This window comes from Microbacterium sp. ZW T6_19, assembly GCF_044987465.1.
In the GTDB taxonomy this organism is placed as follows: domain Bacteria; phylum Actinomycetota; class Actinomycetes; order Actinomycetales; family Microbacteriaceae; genus Microbacterium; species Microbacterium natoriense_A.
The window spans coordinates 80,544-106,781 of sequence record NZ_JBJDRH010000003.1; the positions used below are offsets into that span (position 1 = coordinate 80,544).

Sequence of the window (26,238 nt, forward strand, 5' to 3'; positions counted from 1 at the left end):
ACGACCTCTTGTCCTGCCAAAACGACCGCCGAGCGCACGGCCTGTCGCCGAGTGCACGGGCGCATTGCGGCGACGAGCCGTGCGGTCGACAGCAACCGGTGCACTCGGCGCCGGGCGGCCGCGCGGCCGCCCGGCCGGCGGATTCAGCCCTTCGGCGCGTCGGCCGGATCGTACCGACCGAGGAACAGCGAGGCCACGAGTGCGACGGCCATGACGCACGCCGGCAGCACGATCGCCTGCGCCATGCCCGCGGAGAACCCGTCGGCGACCTGCGGGGGCAGCGCGCCGCCCGTGCCGATGCCGGCAGGGGCGTCCGACAGGCCGGGCAGGTTCGCCTCGAGACGCGCCTGCATGAACGCGGCGATCGACGCCGAGCCGATGACCGAGCCGATCGTGCGGGTGGTGTTGTAGATGCCCGCGCCGGCGCCGGCCTGACGCGGCGGCAGCTTGCGGGTCGCGGTGGTGGCGAGCGGACCCCACATGCCGGCGTTCCCTACGCCCATCAGGGCCGACGGCAGCAGGAACATCCAGATCGGCGTGTCCATGTTGATCAGAGCCGAGTACCAGACCAGCGCTCCCGCCACGCTGAGCAGGCCGGGGACCAGGATGATCCGCGGATCGATGCGGTCGAGCAGCTTGCCCGCGAACGGAGCGAGCGCGCCGGAGAGCACCGCCATCGGGATCATGAGCAAGGCGGCTTCGGTCGGGGTGAGACCGCGCGCGATCTGCAGGAAGAACATCAGCGGCAGCGACATGCTCGTCACAGTGAAGCCGACGGCGGCGATCGCGACGTTGGCGCCCGAGAAGTTGCGGTCGCGGAACAGGCCGAGCGGCACGAGGGCCTCACTGCGCGTGCGCGCCTGCTGCACGATGAACAGCGCGAGCACGACGAGACCCGCGATGATGAGGCCCCACACCGAGATCGGGCCCCAGATGACGCCCCAATCGAACTTCTCGCCCTCCTGCAGTCCGAAGACGAGAAGGAACAGGGCGACAGCGCTGAGCACGACGCCGAGCACGTCGAAACGATGCGGGTGTGTCGCGAGCTTCGGCACGTAGATCCACGCCAGGACGAATCCGATGACGCCGACCGGAAGGTTGACGAAGAAGATCCACTCCCAGCCGAGCCCGTCGACGAGCAGCCCGCCGACGAGGGGACCGACGAGAGTCGCCATGCCTGCGGTCGCGCCCCACAGCCCCATCGCGGCCCCGCGCCGCTCGGCGGGGAACGTGCGGGTGATGACGGCCATCGTCTGCGGAGTCATGAAGGCTGCGCCGAGACCCTGCACCGCACGAGCGACGATCAGGCCTTCGAGCGTCGTCGACAGACCGCACCACAGCGAGGCGAGAGTGAAGACCGCAAGCCCGATCAGGTAGATGTTCTTCGGGCCGAACCGGTCGCCGAGACGTCCGGTGATGAGCAGCGGTACGGCATACGCGAGCAGGTAGGCGCTCGTGACCCACACGACGTTGTCGAGGTTGTTCGTCGACGGGTCGAGGGCGGCCTTGATGGCCGGATTCGCGACCGAGACGATCGTGGTGTCGACGAGGATCATGAAGAAGCCGATGACCAGCGCCCAGAGGGCGGGCCAGGGGCTGCGAGGCTTGTGCCCGACGGAGTATGTGCCGGTCGACGGCCCCGAAGGGGCGCGCGTCGGCTCCGCGGCGGAAGAGGATTCGGTCATTGCTGGGCGGCCTTTCGCTGAGCGAGATAGCGGTCGGTGTTCTCGAACGCGCGCGGACCCCAGGGGAACGCGGCGGCGTCGAGGCGGGTGAGGAGCGAGTCGAGCCAGCGCAGCTCGGCCTCGAGCAGCACCTCCTGGCGCTCGAACTCGACGAGGACCTGTTCCGGCACCTTCTTCGTGCGCGCTCCTGCGAGTCCGTCGCGATGGGACGCGTGCGCGTCGACGAGGGCGTTGCGACGGAGGCGAAGGCTTTCGATCACGTCGTCGCGTTCGAGGTTGTGCGCCTCTGCGAGCGCGATGCGGAAGTCGGACGGATGGTCGATGCGGGACAGTTCGCGCCGCAGCCAGCCGACGAGGGCATCGACCCCTGCGTCGGTCAGCGTGTAGGTGGTGCGCTCGGGACGGTTGCCCTCGCGGTCGACGCCGACCTCGTCGAGCAGTCCTGCCCGCTGGAGTCGCGCGACAGTGTGATAGAGCGTCCCGTTCGTGATCGTCAGCAGCCGATCGTCGCGTCGTGCGCGCATGAGCCGCACCATCTCATAGGGGTGCATGTCGCCCTCGCGCAGCAACGCGAGCACCATCACCCCCATCGGGGTGAGCTGATCGACGGCGTCCTTCATCGGTAGTCCATTCCGGTTAGTCCAGATGGACTATATCACCGGGCGGCGGTGCATCTCCGGGTATGGTCGGATGCACGACGGCGGATCCGGGGGGACGACGATGACGAACGACGTGAACAGCGACGGACGCCGCCACACGATGCGCGCCGGCGCACTCTCCGTCGCGGTCGCTCTCATGCTCGCGCTCACCGGATGCGGACCGGTCGACGCGGGCACAAGCGCGGCGGAAGCCTTCGAACGCGATTTCGCCGACGTCGACGGGGTCGCTTCGGTCGACGCGGGCGGACACAACAACCTGCCCTTCTCAGGAAGCGTGGACGCGCATGTGACCGCCGACCCGGATCTCTCCGACGTGCAGGTCGACCGACTGGCCGCGACCTTCTCCGAGTACATGCGCACGCACTCCGCCAACGTCTCGTGGAACGCGTCGGTCACGATCGGCGGCATGACAGTGGGTGTCGGCGAGGATGACGACTTCGGCGTGCTGAACATCGAGGTCGCCCGCGAGCTCATCGCCACGCCGCATGTCCAGCTCGTCGAGGTCGGCCTGATCTACAGCGACGAGAAGGTTCTGGTCGCTGTCGACAGCCCGGACGCACTGGCCGACGGCTACGGTGCGGCCGCCGCCGCAGTGCAGAGACTGGGCATCACCGACGGCCGCTCCAATGCTCACGCCATCAGCACTCCCGCCGGTTTCGAGATCGACGACGAGTCCTGGGACGGCGAGGCGACACGGATCACGCCCGCGCTCACTCTCTTCCAGCTGCTCCTCGAGCGCTTCGCGCTGATCGGCGCCGAGGTCACCCCTGCTGAACTCTCCGTGCGGACAGCCGGCGAAGACGACGTCCCGGCCGTTGAGGCGTTCCTCGCCGGAATCCCGCTCCCCGTCGATCTCGTGGTCGACGTCCAGGGCGGAGCGACCACGATCGATGGAGCCACACAGGCGGCGCGCTCCGTCGCAGAGGCCATCGCCGATCTCGAGGTGTCCGCCGAGATCCACGCCTCGGAGAACTACGTCAACGTCACCGTCCCCACGGCCGCAGACGCCGACAGCGTGCTGGCAGCGGTCGGCGACCTCCCCGAGTTCTCTGACGTGAGCGGGTTCGGCATCCGCACCGAGACGCAGGACTTCAGAGTCTTCGATCGCCCCGCCGACTTCGCGGATTCGCTCGCGATCGCCCGGGCCGCACTCGCGCTGCCCGGCGTCGACAAGATCGAGATCAGTCGACCCGATGCAGACGACCAGGAACCGACGGCGCGGTTCGAGTTCGCCGACTCCGATGAAGCCACCATCTCCGCCTTCGCGACCACGATGAAGCCGCTGCTTCTCGAACGCGGCTGGCACACCTGGATCAACGCCGCCGGATCAGTGGAGTGGTTCACCGCGGCGGACCCGCTCGTCCTCGACGACAGAGTCAGCGGGAAGCGCGACGCCGAGGAGCAGGAGTTCGCCGACATGCTGGTACGACTGTGGGACGCGGCCGCGGGATAATGATCCCGTGAGCGAAGCACTGAGCATCCCCGGCTGGCGGCACGTCTACTCCGGCAAGGTCCGCGACCTGTACGCCTCCGAGGACGCGGAGGACACGCGCATCCTCGTGGTGGCGTCCGATCGGGTGAGCGCGTTCGACGTCGTGCTCTCCCCCGGCATCCCCGACAAAGGAGCCCTGCTGACGCGACTGAGCCGATGGTGGTTCGCTCAGCTCTCCGACGTGCCGAACCACCTCGCGGAAGGTGAGCTGCCGGCATCCGTCGCCGATCGCGCCATGCTCGCACAGTCCCTCGAGATGCTTCCGATCGAGTGCGTCGTGCGCGGCTACATCACCGGCTCCGGCTGGATCGAGTACCAGGAGAGCGGAACCGTCTGCGGCATCCCGCTGCCCGCCGGCCTGAACAACGGCGATCGCCTTCCCGAGCCGCTGTTCACCCCTGCGTACAAGGCGCCGATGGGCGAGCACGACGAGAACATCACGTTCGAGAAGACCGCCGAGCTGGTCGGCGCCGAGCGCGCCGCCGAGTTGCGCGACGTCTCTCTGGCCCTCTACGCACGCGCTGCCGAAGTCGCCGAGGCGAACGGGCTGATCCTCGCGGACACCAAGTTCGAGTTCGGGACGGATGCCGAGGGTGTGCTGCGACTGGCCGACGAGGTGCTCACGAGCGACTCCTCGCGCTACTGGGATGCCGCGGCCTGGGAGACCGGGACCACCCCGAGCCAGCGGATGGCGAGCTTCGACAAGCAGATCGTGCGCGACTGGCTCGCGGCGAACTGGGACAAGCAGGGCGAACCGCCCGCCCTCCCGAAGGACGTCGTGGAGCGCACCTCCGCCCGCTACCGCGAGCTGATCGAGCGACTCGGAGCCTGAGCCGACGGCCTGCGCTCTCCGAGTGACGCACGGCGGAGGCAGAAGAGCACCCAGGCAACACTCAGGAATCGGTAGTGTGGCGGAAGCACTCCCCCACCCCCGATCCTGAGGAGCCCGCATGCCCCTGTGGAAGATCCACGGAGACGGCCGCACCGTCGAACCCGGCGCCGTCGTGCGCCCCGAAGAACGTCTGAGCTGGCCGGCGACCATCGCGATCGGCGCGCAGCACGTCGTCGCCATGTTCGGTGCGACGTTCCTCGTTCCGATCATCACCGGATTCCCCGTGACGACGACGCTGCTCTTCTCGGGCGTCGGCACGCTGCTGTTCCTGCTGCTGACCCGCAACCGCCTGCCCAGCTACCTGGGCTCGTCGTTCGCCTTCCTCGCGCCGATCACGGCGCTCAACGGCGGCAACACCCTGGAGACTCCCGAGCAGATCACGCAGGCTCTCGTCGGCGTCGCCGCGGTGGGCGTGCTGCTCGCCGCGATCGGCTTCCTCGTGCAGGCGGTCGGCACGGGCTGGATCGACCGCCTGATGCCGCCGGTCGTCGCGGGCTCCATCGTCGCGCTGATCGGCTTCAACCTCGCACCCGCCGCGTGGAACAACTTCAAGCTGCAGCCCGAGCTCGCGACGGTCACCCTGATCGCCGTCATCCTGTTCAGCGTGCTGTTCCGCGGCTTCCTCGGCCGCATCTCGATCTTCCTCGGCGTGATCGTCGGCTACATCGTGGCGGCGCTCACGGGACAGCTCGCGTTCGACGGCATCGAAGACGTCGCGTGGATCGGCCTGCCGCAGTTCCACCTCGCGGCCGTGACCGACCCTGCGGCGTGGAAGCTCGTGCCGATGTTCCTGCCCGTCGTACTCGTGCTGATCGCCGAGAACGTGGGGCACGTGCGCGGCGTCGCCACCATGACCAACGACCCGGCGATCAACAAGAGCACCGGTCGCGCGCTCGTCGCCGACGGCGTCGCGACGACGATCGCCGGCGCCTTCGGCGGTTCGGGCACCACGACGTACGGCGAGAACATCGGCGTCATGGCGGCGACCCGCGTGTACTCGACCGCGGCCTACTGGGTGGCCGGAATCGTGGCGATCCTCCTCGCCTTCTCACCCAAGGTCGGCTTCGTGTTCAACACGATCCCCGCCGGCGTCCTCGGCGGAGTCACGACCGCGCTCTACGGCCTCATCGGCGTGATCGGCATCAAGATCTGGGTCGACAACCGCGTCGACTTCTCGCGCCCGGTGAACCAGTACACGGTCGCGGTGTCGTTCGTGATCGCGATCGCCGGCTTCGCGATGGGCTGGGGCGACTTCCAGCTCGGAGCGATCGTGGTGGGAACGGTCGCCGCGCTGCTGATCTACCACCTGGGCAACGCGATCGCGCGCTGGCGCAAGACCGGTGCAGACGACGGCGGCCCCATCCCCGCGGTCGGACCGCTGGGCGGCGACCCCGCCTGAGTCACGACGGAGATCCCGGATGCCGCAGCCGCAGCATCCGGGATCTCGGCGTCTGCGGACCCCTGGCCTTCTTCCCCTTCCCCTTCTCTCGCTTCATGTGGCACCCCGCGCCGCATTCACGCGCGCGGCCCGACCCCGGGTGCCACACGAAGCCGCAAGGAGAAGGGAGGGACTAGGGCTGGGCACACACGACGGTGCCCGACGCCCGTGGGCGCGGCTCGCCCTCGCGCGCCGGCAGGGGCAGCGGCAGCGGATGCTGCGGCTCAGGCAGTCCGTACAGCCGATGCACCCAGAGCCGGGCGTCTTCGATCGGATAGGTGTCGCCGAACACGGCGAACTTCACGAACACGCCCTCGAGGACGCTGCGGAGCATGACCTCCTCGAGCGCCGGGTCGGCAGCGCCCCGCGCGCGGAACAGGTCGCGGACCGCGTCCTCCGCGGCGGTCACGCCCGCGGCGTGCCTCTGCTCGGACTCGGCGAACAGGCGATGCGTCGCGGGTTGCTGCTGCATGGCGAGCACGGCGCGCTGCAGCGGCACGGCGAAGGCGGTGGCCATGAGCGCGCCGTCGATCACTGCGGCGAGAGCCTCGTCGGGTGCGCCGTCGACGCGCGCGAACGAGAGCACCGTCTCGAACCAGCGGTCGATCACGGCGGAGACGAGCTGATCCTTGCCGCCGAAGTGGTAGTTCACCAGGCCCTGAGCGACGCCGGCCCGGCTCGTGATCTCTGCGATGCTGGCGCCGGCCACACCGCGCTCGCTGAACAGGACGATCGCCGCCTGAAGGATGTTCTCGCGTGCCTTCTCCCGCGCGTGACGGTTCTGCTCATCGGAGCGTGCCATGCGGCATCCTCCTCTGCGATGCGGACGACGGTCTTCTCGGAACGGGCTTCGTCCGTATAGATTACTCACTGAACATCCATTCAAGCTAAGAGGATCCGCCGGGTCCCCCAGTTCCAGGAGCCCTCATGCGCCCCGCCGCTCGCGTCGACTTCAACAACGTCTTCTCCATCATCGAGTGGCTCCTCTCGCAGTGGTGGGTGTGGGTCATCGTGGGCGTCGTGGTGGTGTTCTTCCTCGTCGTCTGGATCATGCCCGCGGCGAAGGTGAAGGCCGACGAGAAGCACTCGACCGCCGACACCGAGGCGAACGAGATCGCTCTCGGCTTCCTCCAGATCGTGAACCTGCCGTCGGGACACTGGAACGACCCGACTGCGTCGCTCCTCGGCGACCGTCAGAAGAAGGTCCTCATCGACCAGTGGGGCGTTCACACGCGCGAGGACTGGCTCGACAACATCGAGCGCCTGCTCACCGTGCGCCGCCGCCGCGAGATGTGGTCGCTCTACCTCGCCGTCCGCGCGCAGCTCGCGGAGCAGCTCGGCCGCGTTCCCAAAGCCAAGGAATGGCTGAACGCGATCGTCGCCGAGGGCGGCGACAAGCGCGACGCCCGCACGTTCGTCACCTCGATCGAGTACACCGAGGGCCTGATCCGCAAGCGGGTCGGCAAGGACATCGTGACGCCCGACCTCTTCGTGAAGACTCTCGACGGATACGCGCTCGGACAGGCCGTCGGCATGACGACCTGGGGCGTCGCGCTCGGCCACGGCAACGTGGCCGAGGCCCGCCAGATCATCCACCGCATCAACGTCGAGGGCCGCCCCGCCTTCTCGTCGTGGGCGGACTTCGGCCTCAGCTACGTCGCGGGCCGCGTGATGCACTGGAGCGACGGCAACGTCGATGAGAAGTCGTTCGAGAAGTTCGGCGACGGATGCGTCGACTTCCAGGCCGCGGCCACCGCGAAGCGCAACGGCCCGTGGGCGACGCTGTCATGGAGCCTGTGAAGGTAGATCTCGAGCCGCTGCGGCATGCAGCGGGCTTCGGCGACATCCTCGCGTACGAGCGGATCTGCCGGACTCCGCCGCACCGGCGCTTCCTCGTCATCCTCATCGCCGTCCTGCTGTTCGCCGCCGCCATGCTGGCGGGTCTGTGGTTCCTCGGGCGCAGCGACATCCTGGCCGTGGCGCCGATCCTCGGCGTGTTCGTGGTCGGTTACACGGTGCTCGCCGCCGTGAGCTTCGTCTGGTACGCGGTGAGTCTCGCGCGCCGGGTGAAGGTGGCCGCGTTCGCCTGGCGGAACGGCTGGGCCTACGCCGACCTTCTCGAGAACACACGGCGGCCCGGTGCGCCGTTCGCCCGCGTGGCCCGTGGGCAGGAGCGCGCAGTCGTCGCCTGCGACGACGAGCGGATGCCGTTCGAGCTGGGCGTTCATCGCTCGGTCGCGCGCGGACAGGAGAGCGCCACGATCCAGCGTCCGTTCGCGTTCATCGAGTTGCCGCTGCCCTCGTCCGTGCCGCACATCGTGCTGGCGAATCGTCGTCGCAGCATCATCCCGACGCTCGGCCTCGGACGCGGCGCGGCCCGCATGGAACTCGAAGGCGAGTTCGCGACCGTGTTCCGGCTGATCGTGCCAGAGGGCTACCAGCAGGATGCGCTGTACATCTTCACGCCCGACCTCATGGCGCGCGTGCTCGATCTCGGATCGGGTGCCGAGATCGAGCTCGTCTCCGACCGCCTGTACGTATATCTCCCCGGAGGAACGCGCTTCGACCGGCCGGCGACGATGGCGGCAGCGGTCGTGCTCGCCGAGGAGTTCCACCGCCGCTTCTCGGTGCGGACCGAGCTGTACCGCGACGACAGCGCAGGCGCTCTCGCTGCGCGTGCGGGCGTCGCAGTGGGCCTGCGCGGACAGCGCCTCGGCGGCAGCGGCGTCTCGATCATGGCTATCGCCGCGACAGCAGGAGTGCTGCTGCTCTCGGCCGGCGTCACCGCGCTCTCGCTGTTCGGCGGCGAGATCCTCAGCGGTTTCGGCGGCTCATAGACTCACGGGTGCGGACCTTCCTGGAGGGGCGTCAGGTCCGTGCCCGTGTTCCTCGAAGACTCGATCGCGAGCGGTTACCAGGAGAGTTCTTCGCGGCCCTCGGATGCCGAGCGCCCGGCCGCGCCCGCAGCGCCGATGTCGGGCTCGAGCTCGTCGTCGGGCTCGAGCTCGAGCGCCATCAGATCCTGCCCGCGACGACGGTTGCGCTTGTCGCCGCGTCCGCCGGCTCCGCCTCCGGCCATACCGCCGCCCGCCATGGCTCCGCCACGACCGCCGTTCGCCGCCCCGGGCTGGGCGACGACACCGGAAGCTCCGGCGCCCGATGCCGATCCGACTCCGCCAGCACCGCCGACCATGCCTCCGCCACCGGCGAGCAGGCCGCCCCCGCCGCCGAGGCGGTTGGCCAGCCCCGCGGCGCCAGACGCTCCGCCGAGCACGCCGCTCAGGCCACCGCCGACCGATCCTGTGGTTCCGCCACCGGTGCCGCCACCGGGAACGCCGACCGTACCGCCAGTGCCGCCGCCGGGAACCACGCCATCGGTGCCGCCGTCGACGCGCGGGTCGTCGGTGCCGTCGGTGTCGGGGAACCAGGGGTCCTTCACGTAAGGCGGGTCGACATAGGGCGGGTCGACGTGAGGCGGATAGTGGACGAGCGGCGGACCCACGATCGTGCCACCGCCGCCACCGCCACCGGTGCCGCCCGTACCACCCGATCCTGAGCCGCCGCCTGTGACGCCGCCGCCGGAGCCGCCGCCGTTCACCCCGGGGTCGTCGACCCCCGGGTTGCCCCCCGTGCCGTCGTCCCCCGAGGGGTCGGGCGTGGGCTCGGGCTCGTCGTAGTCCGATACTGGGATCGTGTCCATGATGTCCTGCAGCGTCGCGTCGAGGGCGGCCGTCACCTTCGCGGCCGCCTCCTCCTGCGCTGCCGCCGCCTGATCGAGGTAGTACTGCTTCGCCTCGGCCGAGGTCATCGTCACACCGGGTGACACCTGCACCGGGCTGTTCGTCTGCGCGGCCATGTCGATCGTGTTCTGCTGCTGCGACGACAGCCCGGAGTCCGGAAGATCGCCCGTGCCGTCTGCCGCCGCCTGCAGCGCCTGATTCGCGGCCTCGATCGCCTTGCTCAACGCCGCCTGATGCGCCGCGAACTTGTCGATCTGCTTGTGCAGCTCGGTCAGCGCGGATGCCGCCTCATCGCCGTAGTCACCCTCGAAACCCTCGGTACGAGCCGCCTTCAGCGCGCTCGATGAGGCATCGTTCGCCGACACCGCGGCCACGGTGCGCTGAGTCGACTGCGCAAGCCGGATACCGATGATGCCGGGATTCGATTGGTTGGCACGCAACCGGTCGAGGCGTTCCTTGTTCTGTCCCATGACGTTCCCCCTCAGACCGCGGTCGCGCCGTCGGTTGTCACTTTGTCGGCGCTGTCGAGCATTGCGATGTAACGCTGCTGGGTCTCCTCGTCGAACTGCGTCGTCGAGTCGATCGCGAGGCGCAGGATCTCCCGTGCGCGATCCAACTGGGACTCCAATGCCTGCCTCCAGGCCAACGTCGCGTTATAGCGGGCCGTCAACATCGAGGCCAGTTCCACCGACTTGCCGTCCGCGGTCCAGACCGACGTGGTCTGCCCCTCGGCGACAGCTTGCAACGTGGTCTTGGACGCAGCCAACGACTTGTACGCGTCCACCACCAGCTTCACCTGACGCTCGGCCATGTCCCGATCCATCCGGAACATCCGCTTCGCCACCGACCCATCCGGCACCGGCATGATGATCATCGCGCTCCCCCTCCGACAAACCTACGCACGGCGATCCTACCCATCGCAGCAACCAGTCCACATGGGGAGGACTCCCCATGTGGACCGCACGTACACCGAGCAACCGCTCGCCGTCGGGCAGCATCAGTTGCCCGTTTCCTCACATGCTGCGTCCCTCACACAGGCCGACGAATGAACCGCTTCAAGTCAGCCCCACGCACATCGGCGCGGCTCACACCCCGTGAACGCCGGCTTTCTGGGGGTCATTCAGTTCACGCCCTCGCCATTCGGATCACAGGTCAGCGTCGCGTCGTAGGAAGCCTGTATGACCGCTTCACGCTCGGATCCTGTCACCGTCTCGCCAGCGGCGATGACTTGAAGTGTCTCGTCTGAAAGGTCCGAGTCGTAGAGGAACCGGCCGACGCAAGGATAGAAGTCCGGCATGTCGTCATAGTCGGTGACGCCGCCGGCGCGCACTCCGGCGGCGAATCCGTCCGCGATCTCCTCGGGTGAGGGCCGCTCCTCGCTCGTTCCCGTCGTAGGCGATTCGGTGGAGGTCGTGGATGGCGTGTCTGTGGGGATGATCGGATCGACCGGACCGGCGAGGTTCGCGAGCAGCGAGACCACGAGCACGACCGTGCCGATGGCTCCGCCGACGACCGCGACGATCATCCCGACGATCGACGGCCACTTCACCGCGCCCTTGCGGAACAACCCGACCAACGACACCACGAACCCAGCCAGCAGCACGACCACCCCGACGCCGAACACCGCAGGAACGCACGCAAGCACCGTACCCAGCACCGCCAGGCCCAGACCCACGAACCCCAGAACCGGCGACACAGAACCGCCCGCAGCAGGCGCAGACGTCACCGGAGCCGCCGACGCAGGGGCACCGCCCTGAGCGGGAGCGAAGTCATCCGTCCACCGCTCCCCATCCCACCACCGCTGCCGACCCGAACCATCGTCATACCACCCAGCCTGCATAACCACACCCTCCTCATCGACACAGCTCACACCGCGCGAACACCAGCCTACGGTGACAGTCCCACGCGACCGCTGCTGCCCGAGCGCCCGATACATCGACTACTTCTATTCAGCCCCCCGCACCCTCGCCATTCGGGTCACAGGTCAGTGTTGCGTCTGTGATCACCTGCTCAGCAGCGTTGCGCTCGGACTCGAGCGGATCCTGGGCGGATGTGATCAGGCGAAGAGTCTCGTCGGACAACTCGGAGTCGTATAGGAACTGCCCCACACACGGATAGAAGTCAGGCATGTCGTCGTAGCTCGTGTTTCCCGCGGAACGCAACGTGGCCGCGAATCGCTCGCCGAGCTCTTCTGGTGTGAACTGCCGCTGGTCTGCGCCCGTCGTAGGCGTGCCGGAGGGCTGCTCGGTGGAGGTCGTGGATGGCGTGTCTGTGGGGATGGTCGGATCGACCGGACCGGCGAGGTTCGCGAGCAGCGAGACCACGAGCACGACCGTGCCGATGGCTCCGCCGACGACCGCGACGATCATCCCGACGATCGACGGCCACTTCACCGCGCCCTTGCGGAACAACCCGACCAACGACACCACGAACCCGGCCAGCAGCACGACCACCCCGACGCCGAACACCGCAGGAACGCACGCCAGCACCGTACCCAGCACCGCCAGGCCCAGACCCACGAACCCCAGAACCGGCGACACAGAACCGCTCGCAGCAGGCGCAGACGTCACCGGAGCCGCCGACGCAGGGGCACCGCCCTGAGCGGGAGCGAAGTCATCCGTCCACCGCTCCCCATCCCACCACCGCTGCCGACCCGAACCATCGTCATACCACCCAGCCTGCATAACCACACCCTCCTCATCGACACAGCTCACACCGCGCGAACACCAGCCTACGGAGACGTCTTTTCGTCTCGCAGTGCCCGTTGACCGCCCCGAGGAGAGGCACCCTGCTCACCTTCGACGTCTGGCGAGGGTGAGCAAAGACCTTCGTCCAGGCGAGCCCCCGCGAGTTTCTCACCTGAGTACAGAAATCCTCCGGCGCGCCGTTGCATCTCTTGACCGGCGCGAATCGCCGCGGTTACCGTGAGCGGGCTTCGGCTCGATCGGTGGAGCAAAGACGCCCACCTCGCCGGTCCGTGGCCCGCTCGCCGACCAGGCGGGCGGAATCGCTCAGATCGAAAAGGATCATTGCATGCGACTCATCAGAACCCTCGCGTTCGCCGCCACCGCGGCCGCGGCGCTCAGCATCGGCGCGGTCATCCCCGCATCCGCTGCGACCTCGGTGGACGACGGCTCCGCTCCCTCCTTCCAGGAGTTCGCGGCGTCGACCTACCGGGACGTCGACGGAAGCTACATCGTCAACGGTGACGAGGTGATCTCGAACCGGAGCGACCTGCGCGCCTTCTACGACGTGCTCATCGGCCCCGAGACGCGCAACGACGGACTCATCGTCAACACGGTCAGCGGCATCGACGACAAGTGGTCCGACGCGCAGGTGAGCAACCTCACCTACTGCGTCAGCACGAAGTTCGGCGCTCGTCACGCCGACGTCGTGAACGCGATGGCCAGCGGCGCCGCGCTGTGGGAGGCCGCGTCGTCGAAGATCGACTTCCAGTACGTCAGCAGCGCTGACGGCAACTGCACGACCCGCAACAAGTCGGTCCTGTTCTCGGTCGAGCCCGTACAGACCTCTCAGTACATCGCCCGGGCGTTCTTCCCGAGCACACCGGATCGCCAGCAGAACGTGCTGATCGACGACTCGATCTGGAGCTCGGGCTCCTGGACGCCGACGAACATCCTGGGCCACGAGCTCGGCCACGTCCTCGGATTCCGTCACGAGCACACCCGCCCCGAGTCGGGCACCTGCTTCGAAGACACCAACTGGCGCCCCCTGACGCCCTACGACTCCTCGTCGATCATGCACTACCCGCAGTGCAACGGCTCTTCCGACGACCTGTCGATGACGAGCACCGACGTCGCGGGTGTCGTCTCCCTCTACGGCAACTGACGTTCCCCAGAAGGCAGCAGGCCCGGTCGACCACGACCGGGCCTGCTGTCCGTGCGGCCGGCCAGTCCCGTCTGCAGGGTCGGATTCCGTCCGCAGGGGCAGATCGGCATTCTCGGCATGCAGACGGGATCTCGGCCGACGGACGGCACGGCGCCTCGGGGTCCGCTCAGGCCGAGGCGCGCACGACGAGCTCGGTCGGCAGGATCGTGGTCCGCTCGGGGCTCTTCCCCGCGAGCCGCGAGAGCAGCACCCCGGCCATCGCCTCACCCTGCGCGTACATGGGCTGGCGGATGGTCGTCAGCGGAGGTTCGGTCGTGAGGGCGACGGCGGAATCGTCGAAGCCGACGATCGCGACGTCCTCCGGAACGCGGATGCCGGCGGTGCGCAACGCCATGATCGTGCCGCGCGCCATCAGGTCGCTCGCGACGAAGATCGCGTCGGGTCGCCCGGCCGCGAGGATGCGGCGCACCGCCTCAGCGCCGGAGGCCTCGGAGTAGTCGCCCGCCTCCTCGGCGAACGGGGTGAGTCCGGCATCGGCCAGCTCGTCTCGATACCCCTGCACGCGATCGTTCGAGGCGACCATCGTCAGCGGGCCCGAGATGGTCGCGATGCGCGTGCGTCCGATGCCGATCAGCCGGCGGGTGGCGACGCGGGCAGCAGCGACGTTGTCGACGTCGACGACGTAGTCCCCGTCGCGTCGCCGCACGGGGCGGCCGCCGTACACGACCGGCACGGCATCCGCGATCCTCTCGATGAAGGCGTCGCTGGTGTGGTGCGACACGATCAGCGCGCCGTCGACGCCGCCGTTGCGCATGAACCCCGAGACCTTGTCGCCGGGGTCGTCGCTCGCGATGAGCAGGTTGAGCAGGTAGTCGGATGCCCCGAGCGCGCCCGTGATGCCCGCGACGATCGCCGCGAAGAAGGGGTCGCCGAAGAACCGCGTCGTGTCCTCGGGCACGACCAGCGCGATCGCGTGCGTCTGCCTCGACGCGAGCGAACGCGCCGCACGGTTGGGCACGTAGTTCATCTCGGCGATCGTCTTCTGCACGGCGGCGAGCGCCGCAGGACTCACGGCCGTCGAGCCGTTCACGACACGGGACACGGTCGACCGCGACACCCCGGCGGCTGCTGCCACCTCTTCGATGGTCGGCCTGCTCATCGGGTCTCCCGTCGTCTTTCGAATCGCGTGAATGACTGCATCCAGGCTCAGGATACGGTCATCCGCGCGATTCGAAAGACACCGGGATGCTCAGAGGGCGCGTGCTGCGATGATGCGGGCGTACTCTCGGCCCGAATCCTTCACCGTGCGCTCCTGGGTGTCGTAGTCGACCCGGACGATGCCGAAGCGCTTGTCGTAGCCCCAGGCCCATTCGTAGTTGTCGAACAGCGACCAGTAGAAGTATCCGCGCACGTCGACGCCCGCCTCTGCGGCGTCGAGCACCGCGCCGAGATGCAGCCGGAGGAACTCGGCACGATCGGCGTCGTGCACCTGCCCGTCGACCGACACGACATCGTCGTAGGCGGCGCCGTTCTCGGTCATGTACAGCACGGTGCCCGCCGGCTGCGCGTACTCGTCCCACACCCGGTGCAGCAGGCGGGTGAGCCCCTCGGGCTGCACCTCCCAGTTCTGCGCGGTGCGGGGCAGACCCCGCTCGACCGCGTGGATGCCGGCATCCGAGGGGTACGGGCTGCGCCCGGGCCGGGTCGTCGCCGGTCCGCCGGAGGGCGGCGACGACGCGGGAGCCTCCCCCGCCACGAGATCGCCGTGGTAGTAGTTCACGCCCTGTGTGTCGATGGGCTGCGCGATCGTGGCGAGGTCGCCGTCGTGCACGGCCTCTTCGAAGCGGCGCACCGCCGCGGCATCCACCGCCCTGACGTCCTCGACGATGTCGGCCGGATACTCGGCCCGGTAGATCGGGTCGAGGAACCAGCGGTTGAACTGCCCGTCGACCCGGCGGGCAGCATCGACGTCGGCCGGGTTCTGCGGGTCGGCCGGGTCGGCCACCGTGTGATTCAGCGTGATCCCGAGGTTCAGTGACGAGTCGCGCGAACGCAGCTCGCGCACCGTCGCGCCGTGCGCGAGCAGCAGGTGATGCGATGCGAGCAGTCCTTCGGCGACGCTCGTGTGCCCGGGAGCGTGCTCGCCGCCCGTATAAGAGAGGAAGGATGCGCACCAGGGCTCGTTCAACGTCGTCCACACGTTCACCCGGTCGCCGAGGGCATCGTGCATGGTGCCCGCGTACTCGAGGAAGCGCTCGACCGTGTCGCGGTTGGTCCAGCCGCCGACCTCCTGCAGAGCCTGCGGCATGTCCCAGTGGTACAGGGTCAGCCAGGGCAGGATGCCGGCGCCGAGCAGCTCGTCGACCAGCCGCTTGTAGAAGTCGACGCCCTGCTTGTTCACGGCCCCGCCATCGGGGCGCACCCGCGACCACGAGGTCGAGAAGCGGTAGGTCTCGAGACCCAGCTCCTTCATCAGCGCCACGTCCTGCGGGTACCGGTGATAGTGGTCGCACGCCACGTCGCCGTTGTCGCCGCCGATCACGGCGCCCGGCACACGGGAGAACGCGTCCCAGATGGATGCCGTGCGCCCGTCTTCGAAGGCCGCACCTTCGATCTGGTACGCCGCGGTCGCGGCGCCGAACAGGAAGTCCTTCGGGAAGGGGCGGGTCATAGGGGTCATCCTTTCACCGCGCCGGCCATGATTCCACTGACGAGCTGCTTGCCGGCGACGACGAACAGCACGAGCAGCGGAAGCGTGGCGAGCACGGCTCCTGCGAGCACGATCGAGTAGTCCACGTAGAAGCCCGACTGCAGCTGGCTGAGCGCGGTCTGCAGTGTGGGGTTCTGCGGGGAGAGCACGATGAGCGGCCACAGGTAGTCGGTCCATGCCGTCATGAACGTGAACAGGCCGAGGATCGCCATCGCCGGGCGCGCCGCGGGGACGCCGACGGTGAGGAAGGTGCGGAACTGGTTCGCGCCGTCCATTCGCGCCGCCTCGATGAGCTCGTCGGGGATCACGTCGACAAGGTACTGACGCATGAAGAACACACCGAACGCCGTGACCAGGGTCGGCACGATCACCGCTCCGATCGAGCCGGTCCAGCCGAGCTGACGCATCAGCATGAACAGCGGGATGATGCCGAGCTGGGTCGGGATCGCCATGGTCACGATCACGAACACCATGAGCCCGTCGCGCCCTTTGAAACGCAGCTTCGCGAACGCGTAGCCGGCGAGGGTCGAGAAGGTCACGACCGAGATCGTGATGATGGCGGAGATGAGGACCGAGTTGCCGAGCGCCTTCCAGAACGGGATCGCATCGAGCACCTTGACCGCGTTCGCGAAGAAGTTGCCGCCCGGGATCAGGGGCAGCGTCTCGCCCCTGGTCGAGTTCGTTCCACTCGCGACCACGAACGACCACCACAGCGGATACGCGCTGCCGATCAGGAAGGCCGCGAGCAGGCCGTAGGTGAGGAAGCCGGGGCGACTGCCGATGCCCGCCGTGCCGCTCTGACGGTTGCGGCGGATGCGCTCGGGGACGCTGAGGGCCTGGGTGGCGGTCATCGGACGCGCTCCTTCCGGCGACGTTTCGGAGCATCTCCTGTGGAGATGCTCCGCGAGATGAGGAAGTTGACGAGTCCGATGCCCACGATGAGCACGAACAGGAGGATCGCGACGGCCGAGGCCTCGCCGAGATTGCGGCGGAAGAACGCGAGCTCCCAGAGGAACAGCACGGTCGTCTGGAACTGGCGTTCGCTGCCGCCGATCCCGCCGGCTGTCGACACGTCGAACAGCCGCGGCTCGGCGAAGATCTGCAGACCGCCGATCGTCGCCGTGATGATCACGAAGATGAGGGTGGGACGGATGCTGGGGATCGTGATCGAGAAGAACCGGCGCGCAGCGCCCGCCCCGTCGATCGCCGCCGACTCGTACAGGTCGCGCGGCACCGCCTGCATCGCGGCGAGCAGGATGAGGGCGTTGTAGCCGGTCCAGCGGAAGTTCACCATCGTCGCGATCGCGATGTGCGACAGGAAGGTGTTGTGCTTCCACTCCTGGTCGACGATGCCGATGAGGTTCAGCAGGTTGTTCGCGAGGCCGTCGGCCTCGTTGAAGATGCTGGAGAAGATGATCGCCGTGGCCACCGGCGTCACCACGAATGGGATCAGCACGCTCATGCGCCAGAACGAGGGGGCGCGCAGCCCCTGGTCGAGCAGGTAGGCGATCACCAGGGCGACGGCCAGCTGCGGAATCGCCGACAGCAGGAAGATGCTCAGCGTGTTGCCGATGGAGTTCCAGAACATGCCGTCGCCGAGGATCTCGGTGAAGTTCGCGAAGCCGACGAAGCCGCCTTCACCCTTCAGCAGATCCCAGTCGTGCAGCGCCACCCACACCGTGTACAGCAGCGGGAACAGCCCGATCAGCCCGAACAGCAGGAAGAAGGGCGAGATGTAGAGGTACGGCGATCCCTTCTGATCGACGCGCGAGAGGCGATGCCGCCAGGACGGCTTGGGAGCGGCATCCGTGCTCCTGCTCTTCGGCAGAGCGGATGCCGTCGCCTGCTGCTCTTCGGTGAGAGTCATGTTCTGTCCTTCGTGTGCGGCGTTTCGTCTCGTCGCTGCGCTCCTCGCTCAACGGCCGGGCACGAGACCCGGCCGTTGAGCGAGCGAAGCGAGACGAAACGCAGAGAAGAGATACTGCTCAGTCGTTCGGGACGAGCTCGTGCAGCAGCCCGATCGCCTGCTCCCAGGCGCCCTTGGTGTCGGTCTCGCCGCGGTCGAGCGCCGTGATCGCCGGGCCGAACACGTTCTCCTGGATCACGGAGTCGTCAGCGCCCTTGTACTGCGCGACCACGCCCTTGGCCCGCTCGGCGAGGATCGCGCCGGTGGGGGCTCCGTTGAAGATCTCGTTCGGGGTCGCCTCCTCGGCGAGGGTCTCCTGCGCCTTGACGGTCGACGGGAAGTTGCCTGCGGCAGCCGATTGCTTCACCTGCTGCTCGGGCTGGGTCAGCCAGTCGGCGAGCTCTGCCGCCGCCTTCTTGTGCTCGGAGGTCTCGGGGATGGACAGCCAGGCGCCGCCCCAGTTCACTGGGCCGCCGGGGAACGCGTCGGCGAAGTCCCAGCCGGTCGCAGCGTCGCCGCCACCCGATTCCAGCTTGCCCTGCACGACTCCCAGCATCCATCCGGGGCAGACCATCGTGGCGAAGGTGCCGTCGACGAACGACTTGCCGCCGTTCCAGTCCCACTGCGTCTCGGCGGCCGACAGTCCGCCCTCGGCTGCGGCGCCCAGCTGTTCGAACCGCTTCTTGAGCTCGGCGTTGCCTTCCACGTTCAGCTCGCCGTCGGCGGTGTAGTAACCCTCGTCGAGCTGGTTCACCATCGAGTTCCACACGAAGCCGGACTGGTCGAACCACGCCTTGCCGGTCTTGGCGGTGTAGTCGGCGCCGACCGCGAAGTAGTTGTCCCAGTCGCCGTCGAGCAGCGTCGCGACCGACTCGCGGTCGCTGGGGAGCCCTGCGGCCTCGAACGCCTTGGTGTTGTAGCAGATGCCGGAGGGCCCGACATCCGTGCCGTAGCCGATCACACGGCCGTCGGGATCGGTCGCCTGGTCGTACTTCCAGTCGAGCCAGTCGCTCTTGCGGTCCTCGATGCCGTAGTCACGCAGGTCGACGAACGTGTCGGACACGTCCATGATGGCGCCGAGCCAGCCCTCCTCGATCGCGACGACGTCGCTGAGGCCGGATCCCGCGGCGATCTTCGTGAACGCGTCGGTGCGGGCGTTGCCGCCGGTGTCGATGTTCGTGGCCTCGATGGTCACATTCGGGTGGAGCTTCTCGTACTCCTTGTAGAGGTCGTCATAGCCGAACGTGCCGAAGGTGGTCACGGTCAGCGTGATCTTCTCGTCGGCGCCGTCGGCACCGTCGTCGGCGCCGGGTGAGGCGCAGCCGGCGAGGGCGATGGCGGAGACGGATGCTGCGGCTGCAGTCGCCAAGAGGCGTCGGCGGGCACGTGTGTTCACAGGTCACTCCTTTGTGCAGGTCGTGCGGTGGGTGGTGCTTTCGGGACGTCGTGGGAGCGCTCCCACGAACTGCAGAGCACTCTATGGGAGCGCTCCCACGAATGTCAAGCCCTCACCCACCGCCCGCTCGGCGGAGGAGCGGCGATGTCACCGCGAGGTGCACACCCGCCCATTGAGCCGGAACTGCCAGGGCACTGTCGCATCCCCCTTGCCGACCACGACCACACCGGCCGTCTCACCTGTGTCGAGGCCGGGTGAGCGCTTCGTGCCGCTCACCGCGATTTCTGTCCCCTGCTGCGTGAATCGCCCACCCAAGGCCGTGACCACCTTCTGGCCCTGGTCGTAGCGCCAGGTCAGCGACCAGGGTTCGATCTTCTGGGCAGTGGCGTTGGTGACCGACACCGTCGACATGAACACGCGTCCGAGCTGGATGGTCGAGATCGTGACGTCGCACGAGAGCGGCTCGATCAGAGGCGAGGCGAAGGAGACGAGTTCGCGCGCCTGCTCCGAGAACCATTGACCCGCCGCAGGGTCTTCGATTCCGCGTGCCGGATCGAGCGGCCCGCCCGTTCCGCGATAGCACTTGCCGTCGGACTCGCCTGGCACCTTGACCCACAGGAATGCGTCGGCGAGAGGAACGCCTGTGGTGGTCGTCGGCCGGGCACCGGCTCCGCGCCCAGGAGGGTTGCACCAGTCTTCATGCTGGGGGTAGGTGTTCGCCGGGTACTCCCACGGGCCGATTCCGTTGCGGCTCGTGTCGACGATGAAGCGGGCGCTCGGTTCGATCGATCCCAGCTGCTCGGCGTAGCGGGAGTCGAGACCCGCTGTGCTCAAGGCGGGGTTCGAAGCATCCGAGGCCCATTCGCCGTATTGCGACATCGTCACGCCCTGCCAATCGTTGGCCGGCCCGCCGTTCCAGTACTGGTTGCCGCAGTCTCCGAACGCGCCTTCCGCCACCTGGGTGGCATACGCGATGCACGATGAGATCCAGGTGCCGTAGGCCGTATTGTTCGCCGTGTACAGGTAGTTGGAGACGTTGAGGAAGAAGCCCGTCGCGCGTTCGACGCCGGCGGACACGAGCCGTGAGGAGACCTCGCCGACGTTCAGCCACGCGGCGTTGGTGCCGTCGAGGTAGCTTCGCACCCCGGGATGCGCAGCGAAGGCGTCGACCGCGTGGTTGAGCTGCGCGAAGCGCGCAGGCGCTGCCGTCGCGGGATCGGCCTCTGCAGGCCGACACGAGTCGAGGCTGCCGTCGAGGGTCGTGTAGTGCGGGATCACGCCGAGGCCGTCTGGTTCGATCATCACGACGGCTTTGCGATCGCCGATCGCGTCCGCGAAGGCGTCGATCCATGCGTTGTACGCCTCGGTGTCGGCTGCGCCTCCCGCGGAGTACAGGGAGCAGTCGCGGTAGGGCACGTTGTAGGCCACCAGGACCGGCAGCGTTCCTTCTGCGAAGGCATCGCTCACGACCCGGTCGACGGCGTCGTGCACCTCTTCGGGAGTGCCCCCGGTGAACCAGGTCGCGGAGGGGATGCTGGCGAGCAACTGGGCATCCGCCCGAGCCTGCCCGGTGAGCGCCTGCGCCGACTCGAGCGTCGTGCTCAACGGATCGACGTACAGCTCGAGGCCCTCGATCGCGTCCGGCTCGGCGGCAGGAACGGGCGCTGCGGATGCGTGTACCGCCGATGGCACGAGCACCGCCGCGCTTCCGATGAGTGCGACGGCGGCCATGAGGCCCGCGCGCGGTCGTCTGTGGATCATGTCACTCCTTTGTGCGATGTCATCCTGTGCAGCCAGAGTCGCTCCCGGTCGTGGGAGCGCTCTCACTTACTGGTCAGTAACCATATGGAGCCGTCCACCGACTGTCAAGCCTCTCGGCGGGCGTAGCCTTGACCAGTGCCCGAAACTGAGCTGTCCCCCGCCCTCGTCCGCGCCGCATCGCTGATCCGCTCGATCCCGGACTACCCGGAGCCCGGCATCGTCTTCCGCGACATCACGCCTCTGCTGGCGGATGCCGAGGCGCTGAAGGTGACCACCGACGCGATCATCGCGCCGTTCGCCGGTCAGTTCGACGTGGTCGCCGGCATCGAAGCACGCGGGTTCATCCTCGCCGGAGCCGCCGCGATCGCTGCCGGCGTGGGGCTCATCCCGATCCGCAAGGCGGGCAAGCTGCCGCGGCCGGCGGCATCCGTCGACTACGCCCTCGAGTACGGCACCGCCACCATCGAGATGCACGACGACCTGCCGGCGGGCTCCCGCGTCCTGCTCATCGACGACGTGCTCGCGACCGGCGGCACCCTCGCCGCAGGGCGCGAACTCGTCGAGCGACTGGGCAGCCACGTGATCGGAATCTCCGTGCTGTTCGAGATCGACGGCCTCGGCGGACGCGAGGCCGTCGGCGACCTTCACACGGTCTTCCACGCCTCCTGACGCCGCACATCGGGGCTCGTCGAGTTCACGTGCACTCGACGAGTGCACGGCATCCGCCCGGCAACGCGCCGTGCACTCGGCGACAAGCCGTGCGGTCGGCGGCCGTGGAGCTCGCGTAAGTCGACTTGCGCAAGCCGGTAGACTGGTGCCGCCCGTCTGCCTGTGAGTCCTGGAGCGTTCATGCCCACCATCGTCGTCGACGTCATGCCCAAGCCCGAACTGCTCGACCCGCAGGGGAAGGCCGTGTCCGGCGCATTCGCGCGTCTGGGCGTCGAGGGCTTCACCGATGTCCGCATCGGCAAGCGATTCGAGCTCACCGTCGAGGGCGAGGTCACCGACGAGATCCTCGCCGAGGCCCGTCGCATCGCAGACGAGGTGCTCTCCAACTCCGTGATCGAAGACGTCGTCGGCATCGAGGTCGCCGAGTGACCACTCGCATCGGGGTCATCACCTTCCCGGGCTCGCTCGACGATCGCGACGCGCAGCGCGCGGTGCGCATCGCCGGCGCCGAACCCGTCGCACTCTGGCACGGTTCGCACGACCTCGAGGGTGTCGACGCTCTCGTCCTGCCCGGCGGCTTCAGCTACGGCGACTACCTGCGCGCCGGTGCGATCGCCGCACTCTCGCCGATCATGAGCGAGGTCAAGGATGCGGCCGCCAAGGGCATGCCGATCCTCGGCATCTGCAACGGATTCCAGATGCTCGTCGAGGCGCACCTGCTGCCAGGCGGACTGATCCGCAACGATCACCAGCACTTCGTGCGCCGTGACCAGAGGCTCACGGTCGAGAACTCCGACACCGCCTGGACGAACACGTTCCGCCGCGGCCAGGAGATCGTCATCCCGCTGAAGAACGCCGACGGCGGCTACATCGCCGACGAGGACACGCTCGACCGCCTCGAGGGCGAAGGACTCGTCGCCTTCCGCTACGCGGGCGTGAACCCGAACGGGTCGCTGCGCGACATCGCCGGCCTCACGAACGAGGCGGGCAACGTGGTCGGACTCATGCCGCACCCCGAGCACGCCACCGAGCCCGGCTTCGGGCCTGACACATCGGCCGCCATGCGCTCGGGTGTCGACGGCCTCGGCTTCTTCGCGAGCGCGATCGCCGCCGTCGCACGCGTCGCGGCGTAAACACCGCGCCGCGTCCGCGCCGGTCGCCTCACCCTCGGGACGTCTGCAGGACCCAGGCACGTCCGCAGGAGCATCCGCCGACTTCTCGTCCCGCATTCGTGCCCCGTTCCTGCAGACGTACCAGGCGAACACCCACCGTGGAAGCGGACCGACGAGTAGCATGCCGTGCATGCCCATCACACTGGAGAATGTCGGCATCGCCGTGCGCGATCTCGACGAGACCATCGCCTTCTTCACCGATCTGGGCCTCACGGTTCTCGGTCGCGACACCATCAGCGGCGAATGGGCCGACACGGCGGTCGGGCTCGACGGCAACCACGCGAAGATCGCCGTGCTGCAGACGCCGGACGGTCGCGGGCAGCTGGAGTTCTTCGAGTACATCCACCCCGAGGCGATCGAGACGGAGCCCACGCTCCCCAACGAGATCGGCATGCACCGCGTCGCTTTCTCGGTCGACGACATCGACGAGTCGCTCGCGATCGCCGCCCGGCACGGGTTCCACCCGCTTCGCGGAGTCGCGACGTACGAGGACGTCTACAAGCTCACCTACCTGCGCGGGCCCAGCGGCATCCTGGTGATGTTCGCGCAGGATCTCAGGAAGGGCGCGAACGCCTAGCCGAGCGCCGGGGGCCAGACCCCGATGATCACGGCCATCACGACGACGGTCACGAGTTCATGCGCGATGTTCAGCGTCGTGAGCCTCGTGGATCGCCCTTCGAAGGCGTCGTGGGTGATGAAGCGGGCCGCGGTGAAGCCCGCCCACAGCGTCACGGCCGTGACGACCGCGCTCCAGAAGAATCCCCCGCCGTAGAAGTGCCAGGCGATGGCGGATGCTCCGGCGAGCACCCATGCCGTGATGAAGCTCACGATCACCGTCGTGATGATCGCCATGGTCGCGCTGGCACCGGGGCGATCCATGTCGACGTTCGCGAGCTTCGACCAGCGCGTGCCGAAAACCTTCGGTGCGTACCAGATCGAGCCGACGATCATGCTCGACGCGGTTGCGAGCAGAACAGCCCAGTAGTTGATCTCGGGAACCATGACAGCCTCCATCGGATCGGATGCCGCCACACTACTCCCCGGCACGGCGGCGCCGGGGACCGCACCGGCGCATCCCCGAAATGGTGGGGCAGGGCCATGCAACAACTCCCGCAACCGACACTGTCCGCACCGATTCCGAACCGATTCGATTCCCTCCCTGGCGCGAGTGTAAGCGTTTGCACTAATCTGATCGCATGGCACAGCTTGAGCAGATCGCAGCCCCCGGTTCCGAGTGGTGGCGCAGCGCGGTCATCTACCAGATCTACCCCCGATCCTTCGCCGACGCGTCGGGTGACGGCATCGGCGACCTGCCCGGCATCACGAGCCGCCTCGACTCCCTCAAAGAACTCGGCGTCGACGCGATCTGGCTGAGCCCGTTCATGACCTCGCCGCAGCGCGACGCCGGCTACGACGTGGCGGACTACCGCGACGTCGACCCGCTCTTCGGCACGCTGGCGGACTTCGACCGCATGCTCGAAGAGTCGCACGCGCGCGGCATCCGCGTCATCGTCGACCTCGTCCCGAACCACTCCTCCGACCAGCACGTCTGGTTCCAGGAGGCGCTCAAGGCGGCGCCCGGCAGCCCCGAGCGCGCCCGCTACGTGTTCCGCGACGGCCGCGGCAAGAACGGCGAGCTCCCCCCGAACAACTGGGAGTCCGTGTTCGGCGGCGGCATGTGGGAGCGCGTCACCGAAGCCGACGGCACCCCGGGCCAGTGGTACCTGCACATCTTCGACGCCACCCAGCCCGACTTCGACTGGACCAACGAAGAGGTCAAGGAGGAGTTCCGCAGCATCCTGCGCTTCTGGCTCGACCGCGGCGTCGACGGCTTCCGCGTCGACGTGGCGCACGGCATGGTCAAGGAGGCCGGTCTCCCCGACTACGCCCCCGTGGCCGATGCCGATTCCATGGGCGGCGGCGAGGAGAACGTGCCGTACTGGGGACAGGACGCCGTGCACGACATCTACCGCGACTGGCACAAGGTGCTCGCCGAGTACGACGGAGACCGCGCCCTGTGCGGCGAGGCCTGGCTGCCCACGCTCAAGAAGACGGCTCTGTGGGTGCGCCCTGACGAGATGCACCAGACCTTCAACTTCCCGTATCTGATGACCCCGTGGGACGCGAAGGCTCTCGGCGACGTCATCCGCGAATCCCTCGACGAGTTCGGTGCGGTCGGCGCGCCCAGCACCTGGGTGCTGTCGAACCACGACGTCGTCCGTCACGCGACCCGCCTCGCCCTCACCGACGAGAACCCGCAGGGCGAGGGCATCGGCCCGAACACGCCGAACAAGCCCGACACGAAGATCGGTCTGGCGCGCGCCCGCGCGGCGACGACGCTCATGCTCGCCCTCCCCGGCTCCGCCTACCTGTACCAGGGCGAGGAGCTCGGACTGCCCGAGGCGATGGAGATCCCCGACGAGTTCCGTCAGGACCCGACTTGGTTCCGCACGAACGGCGAACGCTACGGACGCGACGGATGCCGCGTGCCGCTGCCGTGGGAGGCGGATGCTCCGGCCTTCGGCTTCAACGAGACCGGCCTGTCGTGGCTGCCGCAGCCTGCCGACTGGGCCGCGTACTCACGCGACACCGAGGAGGGCGACCCCCTCTCGACGCTCTCGCTGTACAAGGAGCTGCTGGCCGCCCGCCGCGAGCACGGCTTCGGCGCAGGTTCTCTGGTGTGGGAGGACGCGGGGAAGGATGCCGTGGCGTTCCGACGCGGAGACGTCCATGTGCTCGCGAACCTCGGCACGAAGCCGCTGGCGCTGCCGGCCGGTGCGAGCGTCGTGCTCAAGAGCCAGCCCTTCGAAGGCGCTTCGGTGCCGGTCGACACGACGGTCTGGTACACCAAGGCCTGAGCCGCCCCCGA

At 68.2% G+C, this 26,238-nt stretch carries 25 protein-coding genes; 11 read left to right on the top strand and 14 right to left on the bottom strand.

The features are described 5' to 3' along the window. Window positions 1–143: 143 nt before the first annotated feature. Together ACI3KT_RS05390 and ACI3KT_RS05395 are read right to left on the bottom strand one after the other, a co-directional pair. Entirely contained in the window at window positions 144–1,685 is a 1,542-nt protein-coding gene (locus ACI3KT_RS05390) for a DHA2 family efflux MFS transporter permease subunit (RefSeq protein WP_292907454.1), read from the bottom strand. Next, a complete protein-coding gene (locus tag ACI3KT_RS05395; RefSeq protein ID WP_404902952.1) occupies window positions 1,682–2,305 on the bottom strand; it encodes a PadR family transcriptional regulator in 624 nt (207 codons plus the stop codon). The genes ACI3KT_RS05390 and ACI3KT_RS05395 overlap by 4 nt, the downstream gene beginning before the upstream one ends. A 100-nt stretch (window positions 2,306–2,405) precedes the next feature. On the opposite strand from ACI3KT_RS05395, the gene ACI3KT_RS05400 reads away from it, so the two are divergent. The 3 genes from ACI3KT_RS05400 to ACI3KT_RS05410 all read left to right on the top strand — a co-directional run bounded on the left by ACI3KT_RS05400 (window position 2,406) and on the right by ACI3KT_RS05410 (window position 6,127). Beyond that, a complete protein-coding gene (locus tag ACI3KT_RS05400) occupies window positions 2,406–3,797 on the top strand; it encodes a hypothetical protein (protein WP_404902953.1) in 1,392 nt (463 codons plus the stop codon). A gap of 7 nt (window positions 3,798–3,804) precedes the next feature. Continuing rightward, window positions 3,805–4,668, top strand: a complete 864-nt coding sequence (locus ACI3KT_RS05405; RefSeq protein WP_404902954.1) for a phosphoribosylaminoimidazolesuccinocarboxamide synthase — start codon at window positions 3,805–3,807, stop codon at window positions 4,666–4,668. Window positions 4,669–4,786: 118 nt separating this feature from the next. Then, window positions 4,787–6,127, top strand: a complete 1,341-nt coding sequence (locus ACI3KT_RS05410; protein ID WP_404902955.1) for a uracil-xanthine permease family protein — start codon at window positions 4,787–4,789, stop codon at window positions 6,125–6,127. A 172-nt stretch (window positions 6,128–6,299) separates the two neighbouring features. Here the strand turns inward: ACI3KT_RS05410 and ACI3KT_RS05415 are convergent, their stop codons facing one another. Then, the gene (locus ACI3KT_RS05415; RefSeq protein WP_307294069.1) at window positions 6,300–6,968 is read right to left on the bottom strand and encodes a TetR/AcrR family transcriptional regulator; all 669 of its coding nucleotides are present in this window, start codon (window positions 6,966–6,968) and stop codon (window positions 6,300–6,302) included. Between the two features lie 125 nt (window positions 6,969–7,093). Between ACI3KT_RS05415 and ACI3KT_RS05420 the strand changes: the two genes are divergently transcribed. Both ACI3KT_RS05420 and ACI3KT_RS05425 read left to right on the top strand, forming a co-directional pair. Beyond that, the gene (locus ACI3KT_RS05420; protein WP_404902956.1) at window positions 7,094–7,966 is read left to right on the top strand and encodes a DUF1266 domain-containing protein; all 873 of its coding nucleotides are present in this window, start codon (window positions 7,094–7,096) and stop codon (window positions 7,964–7,966) included. Beyond that, window positions 7,963–9,003: a hypothetical protein gene (locus ACI3KT_RS05425; protein WP_404902957.1), complete on the top strand. Its 1,041-nt coding sequence runs from the start codon at window positions 7,963–7,965 to the stop codon at window positions 9,001–9,003. Before ACI3KT_RS05420 ends, ACI3KT_RS05425 begins: the two co-directional genes overlap by 4 nt. A gap of 74 nt (window positions 9,004–9,077) precedes the next feature. Here ACI3KT_RS05425 and ACI3KT_RS05430 read toward each other — a convergent pair whose 3' ends face one another. The 4 genes from ACI3KT_RS05430 to ACI3KT_RS05445 all read right to left on the bottom strand — a co-directional run bounded on the left by ACI3KT_RS05430 (window position 9,078) and on the right by ACI3KT_RS05445 (window position 12,590). Beyond that, window positions 9,078–10,376, bottom strand: coding sequence for a hypothetical protein (locus ACI3KT_RS05430; RefSeq protein ID WP_404902958.1), 1,299 nt, complete (start codon window positions 10,374–10,376; stop codon window positions 9,078–9,080). A gap of 11 nt (window positions 10,377–10,387) precedes the next feature. Continuing rightward, window positions 10,388–10,780, bottom strand: coding sequence for a hypothetical protein (locus ACI3KT_RS05435; RefSeq protein WP_292907437.1), 393 nt, complete (start codon window positions 10,778–10,780; stop codon window positions 10,388–10,390). Between the two features lie 246 nt (window positions 10,781–11,026). Then, window positions 11,027–11,746, bottom strand: a complete 720-nt coding sequence (locus tag ACI3KT_RS05440) for a DUF2510 domain-containing protein (RefSeq protein WP_404902959.1) — start codon at window positions 11,744–11,746, stop codon at window positions 11,027–11,029. A gap of 109 nt (window positions 11,747–11,855) precedes the next feature. Continuing rightward, window positions 11,856–12,590 carry a DUF2510 domain-containing protein gene (locus tag ACI3KT_RS05445; RefSeq protein ID WP_404902961.1) on the bottom strand — a complete coding sequence of 245 codons (735 nt, stop codon included), beginning with the start codon at window positions 12,588–12,590 and terminating at the stop codon, window positions 11,856–11,858. Window positions 12,591–12,939: 349 nt separating this feature from the next. On the opposite strand from ACI3KT_RS05445, the gene ACI3KT_RS05450 reads away from it, so the two are divergent. Beyond that, window positions 12,940–13,755 carry a M57 family metalloprotease gene (locus ACI3KT_RS05450; protein WP_292904279.1) on the top strand — a complete coding sequence of 272 codons (816 nt, stop codon included), beginning with the start codon at window positions 12,940–12,942 and terminating at the stop codon, window positions 13,753–13,755. 166 nt (window positions 13,756–13,921) lie between these two features. On the opposite strand, the gene ACI3KT_RS05455 is transcribed toward ACI3KT_RS05450, so the two are convergent. The 6 genes from ACI3KT_RS05455 to ACI3KT_RS05480 form a co-directional block, all read right to left on the bottom strand. Next, window positions 13,922–14,914, bottom strand: coding sequence for a LacI family DNA-binding transcriptional regulator (locus ACI3KT_RS05455; protein WP_404902962.1), 993 nt, complete (start codon window positions 14,912–14,914; stop codon window positions 13,922–13,924). A 90-nt stretch (window positions 14,915–15,004) separates the two neighbouring features. Continuing rightward, window positions 15,005–16,426 carry a glycoside hydrolase family 1 protein gene (locus tag ACI3KT_RS05460; protein WP_404902963.1) on the bottom strand — a complete coding sequence of 474 codons (1,422 nt, stop codon included), beginning with the start codon at window positions 16,424–16,426 and terminating at the stop codon, window positions 15,005–15,007. 5 nt (window positions 16,427–16,431) lie between these two features. Beyond that, on the bottom strand, window positions 16,432–17,316 hold the full coding sequence (locus ACI3KT_RS05465; protein ID WP_307294055.1) for a carbohydrate ABC transporter permease: 885 nt from the start codon (window positions 17,314–17,316) through the stop codon (window positions 16,432–16,434). After that, complete coding sequence (locus ACI3KT_RS05470; RefSeq protein WP_292910731.1) at window positions 17,313–18,332, bottom strand: carbohydrate ABC transporter permease; 1,020 nt, start codon at window positions 18,330–18,332, stop codon at window positions 17,313–17,315. The genes ACI3KT_RS05465 and ACI3KT_RS05470 overlap by 4 nt, the downstream gene beginning before the upstream one ends. A 118-nt stretch (window positions 18,333–18,450) precedes the next feature. Continuing rightward, window positions 18,451–19,767, bottom strand: coding sequence for an ABC transporter substrate-binding protein (locus ACI3KT_RS05475; RefSeq protein ID WP_292910729.1), 1,317 nt, complete (start codon window positions 19,765–19,767; stop codon window positions 18,451–18,453). A 147-nt stretch (window positions 19,768–19,914) separates the two neighbouring features. Beyond that, window positions 19,915–21,528, bottom strand: a complete 1,614-nt coding sequence (locus tag ACI3KT_RS05480) for a glycoside hydrolase family 6 protein (protein WP_404902964.1) — start codon at window positions 21,526–21,528, stop codon at window positions 19,915–19,917. A 135-nt stretch (window positions 21,529–21,663) separates the two neighbouring features. Between ACI3KT_RS05480 and ACI3KT_RS05485 the strand changes: the two genes are divergently transcribed. The 4 genes from ACI3KT_RS05485 to ACI3KT_RS05500 all read left to right on the top strand — a co-directional run bounded on the left by ACI3KT_RS05485 (window position 21,664) and on the right by ACI3KT_RS05500 (window position 23,946). After that, window positions 21,664–22,197, top strand: a complete 534-nt coding sequence (locus tag ACI3KT_RS05485; protein WP_292910725.1) for an adenine phosphoribosyltransferase — start codon at window positions 21,664–21,666, stop codon at window positions 22,195–22,197. Window positions 22,198–22,377: 180 nt separating this feature from the next. After that, the gene (gene purS / locus ACI3KT_RS05490; protein ID WP_292910723.1) at window positions 22,378–22,626 is read left to right on the top strand and encodes a phosphoribosylformylglycinamidine synthase subunit PurS; all 249 of its coding nucleotides are present in this window, start codon (window positions 22,378–22,380) and stop codon (window positions 22,624–22,626) included. After that, complete coding sequence (gene purQ / locus ACI3KT_RS05495; RefSeq protein WP_292910721.1) at window positions 22,623–23,330, top strand: phosphoribosylformylglycinamidine synthase subunit PurQ; 708 nt, start codon at window positions 22,623–22,625, stop codon at window positions 23,328–23,330. Before purS ends, purQ begins: the two co-directional genes overlap by 4 nt. Window positions 23,331–23,499: 169 nt before the next feature. Then, window positions 23,500–23,946, top strand: coding sequence for a VOC family protein (locus ACI3KT_RS05500; RefSeq protein WP_404902965.1), 447 nt, complete (start codon window positions 23,500–23,502; stop codon window positions 23,944–23,946). Here ACI3KT_RS05500 and ACI3KT_RS05505 read toward each other — a convergent pair. After that, window positions 23,943–24,371 (bottom strand): DUF1761 domain-containing protein, encoded by a 429-nt coding sequence (locus ACI3KT_RS05505; protein WP_292910717.1) that lies wholly within the window; start codon window positions 24,369–24,371, stop codon window positions 23,943–23,945. The genes ACI3KT_RS05500 and ACI3KT_RS05505 overlap by 4 nt on opposite strands. A gap of 194 nt (window positions 24,372–24,565) precedes the next feature. Between ACI3KT_RS05505 and ACI3KT_RS05510 the strand changes: the two genes are divergently transcribed. Beyond that, entirely contained in the window at window positions 24,566–26,227 is a 1,662-nt protein-coding gene (locus ACI3KT_RS05510) for a glycoside hydrolase family 13 protein (protein ID WP_307294039.1), read from the top strand. Window positions 26,228–26,238 lie beyond the last annotated feature (11 nt).

Excerpts from the sequence above, each read along its gene's own strand:
- ACI3KT_RS05390 (WP_292907454.1), bottom strand. The coding sequence starts at position 1,685 with ATGACCGAATCCTCTTCCGCCGCGGAGCCGACGCGCGCCCCTTCGGGG.
- ACI3KT_RS05395 (WP_404902952.1), bottom strand. The coding sequence starts at position 2,305 with ATGAAGGACGCCGTCGATCAGCTCACCCCGATGGGGGTGATGGTGCTC.
- ACI3KT_RS05400 (WP_404902953.1), top strand. The coding sequence starts at position 2,406 with ATGACGAACGACGTGAACAGCGACGGACGCCGCCACACGATGCGCGCC.
- ACI3KT_RS05410 (WP_404902955.1), top strand. The coding sequence starts at position 4,787 with ATGCCCCTGTGGAAGATCCACGGAGACGGCCGCACCGTCGAACCCGGC.
- ACI3KT_RS05415 (WP_307294069.1), bottom strand. The coding sequence starts at position 6,968 with ATGGCACGCTCCGATGAGCAGAACCGTCACGCGCGGGAGAAGGCACGC.
- ACI3KT_RS05420 (WP_404902956.1), top strand. The coding sequence starts at position 7,094 with ATGCGCCCCGCCGCTCGCGTCGACTTCAACAACGTCTTCTCCATCATC.
- ACI3KT_RS05430 (WP_404902958.1), bottom strand. The coding sequence starts at position 10,376 with ATGGGACAGAACAAGGAACGCCTCGACCGGTTGCGTGCCAACCAATCG.
- ACI3KT_RS05435 (WP_292907437.1), bottom strand. The coding sequence starts at position 10,780 with ATGATCATCATGCCGGTGCCGGATGGGTCGGTGGCGAAGCGGATGTTC.
- ACI3KT_RS05440 (WP_404902959.1), bottom strand. The coding sequence starts at position 11,746 with ATGCAGGCTGGGTGGTATGACGATGGTTCGGGTCGGCAGCGGTGGTGG.
- ACI3KT_RS05445 (WP_404902961.1), bottom strand. The coding sequence starts at position 12,590 with ATGCAGGCTGGGTGGTATGACGATGGTTCGGGTCGGCAGCGGTGGTGG.
- ACI3KT_RS05450 (WP_292904279.1), top strand. The coding sequence starts at position 12,940 with ATGCGACTCATCAGAACCCTCGCGTTCGCCGCCACCGCGGCCGCGGCG.
- ACI3KT_RS05455 (WP_404902962.1), bottom strand. The coding sequence starts at position 14,914 with ATGAGCAGGCCGACCATCGAAGAGGTGGCAGCAGCCGCCGGGGTGTCG.
- ACI3KT_RS05460 (WP_404902963.1), bottom strand. The coding sequence starts at position 16,426 with ATGACCCGCCCCTTCCCGAAGGACTTCCTGTTCGGCGCCGCGACCGCG.
- ACI3KT_RS05465 (WP_307294055.1), bottom strand. The coding sequence starts at position 17,316 with ATGACCGCCACCCAGGCCCTCAGCGTCCCCGAGCGCATCCGCCGCAAC.
- ACI3KT_RS05470 (WP_292910731.1), bottom strand. The coding sequence starts at position 18,332 with ATGACTCTCACCGAAGAGCAGCAGGCGACGGCATCCGCTCTGCCGAAG.
- ACI3KT_RS05480 (WP_404902964.1), bottom strand. The coding sequence starts at position 21,528 with ATGATCCACAGACGACCGCGCGCGGGCCTCATGGCCGCCGTCGCACTC.
- purS (WP_292910723.1), top strand. The coding sequence starts at position 22,378 with ATGCCCACCATCGTCGTCGACGTCATGCCCAAGCCCGAACTGCTCGAC.
- ACI3KT_RS05500 (WP_404902965.1), top strand. The coding sequence starts at position 23,500 with ATGCCCATCACACTGGAGAATGTCGGCATCGCCGTGCGCGATCTCGAC.
- ACI3KT_RS05505 (WP_292910717.1), bottom strand. The coding sequence starts at position 24,371 with ATGGTTCCCGAGATCAACTACTGGGCTGTTCTGCTCGCAACCGCGTCG.
- ACI3KT_RS05510 (WP_307294039.1), top strand. The coding sequence starts at position 24,566 with ATGGCACAGCTTGAGCAGATCGCAGCCCCCGGTTCCGAGTGGTGGCGC.